Below are 1780 nucleotides of genomic sequence, written 5' to 3'. Positions count from 1 at the left end.
TTAGCCAAGATATCCATGAAGGTCGCGCCTTTTTTTCCTTCAAAGGCACCAGGTGCTGCCACTTCGCCCATTACATAAACCATGTTCGCACCGGATTTAATCTCTTCTTCCTGTTTTGGCACAAAAATGGTTGAGCCTGGGCGTAGCACTGGCAGTAGACTTTCGTCGCCAGAATCAAGGTAGCGCTTAAGGTTGAATAGCGTTGGAGTATTGTTTGAGATGACGCGGATTTGTTCGACACTGGCGTAGCGAGTTACGCCGCCAGAGCGCATTAAGACATCAACGAGATCGGTATTTTCTTTATAAGTGAATGAACCAGGTGCGTTGACCTCACCGAAGACTTTAATTGAACTTCTTGAATCCGCGCTGTCACCCGAGTTGGCAAGCTTAGCAGGATCAAATTCTTGTTCAATATTACCAACCAGTGGTGAAGCAGGGACAAATAGGGAGTCTAGGGATTGAAGTTTTGGTAGGTTAGCTTCATCACCAGAGTCTAAAAAACGTTTGTAGTTGAACTCTTTACGTTCTGCGCCACGCTTTAAGATTAACTTGTCCAATTGAGCACCAGCACGTAGTCCGCCCGCCGCATAAAGCGCCATTTGAACACTAGAACCCAAAGCTAGTGTGTATTCGCCCGGTTGTTGAACATAACCTTGAACGTAAATGATAATTTGTTGCTCTTTCACATACACAGAGGCGTTGGATAGGTCTTTATAAGCGGTTGCTAAAGCCTCTAGAACCACTTTATTTAACTGCTGTTTGTCGTAACCTGCAACAAATACGGCGCCAACCTCAGGCAGAGTAATTCGACCACGCTTATCAACTTGGAAACCTTTATTTAATGTGGTTTCACCAGGAACATTAACTTGGATAAGATCACCAACTTGAACGGCATCAGAAAACTCGTCGTTCGCTTGTAAGAATGCTGAAAAGCTTAATGCGAACATCACGAATAAGGTGATTAATGATTTCATAGTGCACCTCCCATCTTAGCCGCATTTTTTGGTGAGATAACTTCGATACTTACTCGACGGTTTGTTAAGCGTGTACCTTCAGATTCGCCTTCAAGCAGTGGTACGGTTTCACCAACTGAAACGGCTTTGATACGGGTAGGGCTTAAACCAAATATAGTGAGGTAGCGCTCAACTTGCTTCGCTCGGCCTAGGGCTAGTTTGTCGTTGTACTCTTCTGAGCCTGTTGCATCTGCATGGCCTGTCACTATTAGCTCTAGAGACTTGTTGTCTTTTAAGATGTAAGACGCCTCGGCAAGCTTACCCATGTATTTAGGGTTCACTTCGATAGAGTCGTGTGCGAATTGATTGTCGACATTAAGTAAATCGTACAGTTGTTGGATTATCGACAACTGCATACGGAATTGGTTTTCGTTCTTTGGAGGTTCACAACGCGCTTGTGAAGTTACATAGTCAAGTTGAAGCTCAAGTTCGTTTAGGCGTTTTCTTTGGATAACCAAATCGTTAGCCGCATCTAGAAGTAGGCCTCCTTGAAGCTCACGAGCGATGCGATTTTGCTTCTCGATGGCTTGGACAACCGCAGCGGGGAAGCACCAACGCGCGCCTTCTTGAATCAGCGCATCCAAATGCAATTTAGCAAGTTGCCAATCAAAACGTAAGCCATGCTCTGGACCTAACGGTTCGTCAGGCATAACCGGAGAGAAGTCAGAATTCTGATAGTTCATCGAATCATAACTCTCGGCCAGTCCGCCAGTGCCGTGTTCTGGGTAACTTGTGCAACCCAGAACTAGCACAGACAGAGATAGGGC

At 45.5% G+C, this 1780-nt stretch carries 2 protein-coding genes; both read right to left on the bottom strand.

All coding sequences use genetic code 11. The annotated features are described in order from the left end of the window. A partial coding sequence (locus tag BCT81_RS12055) for an SLBB domain-containing protein (RefSeq protein ID WP_198596884.1) occupies positions 1 to 974 on the bottom strand: 974 nt, incomplete at its 3' end. Next, positions 971 to 1780: OmpA family protein (locus BCT81_RS12050; RefSeq protein ID WP_241908194.1), on the bottom strand; the 810-nt coding region annotated here is incomplete at its 5' end. The genes BCT81_RS12050 and BCT81_RS12055, both read right to left, overlap by 4 nt.

It is taken from the genome of Vibrio sp. 10N.261.52.A1 (assembly GCF_002876325.1).
Lineage (GTDB): Bacteria > Pseudomonadota > Gammaproteobacteria > Enterobacterales > Vibrionaceae > Vibrio > Vibrio chagasii.
The sequence above is the reverse complement of the archived record's forward strand: the minus strand, read 5'-3'. Positions and strand labels throughout refer to the sequence as shown.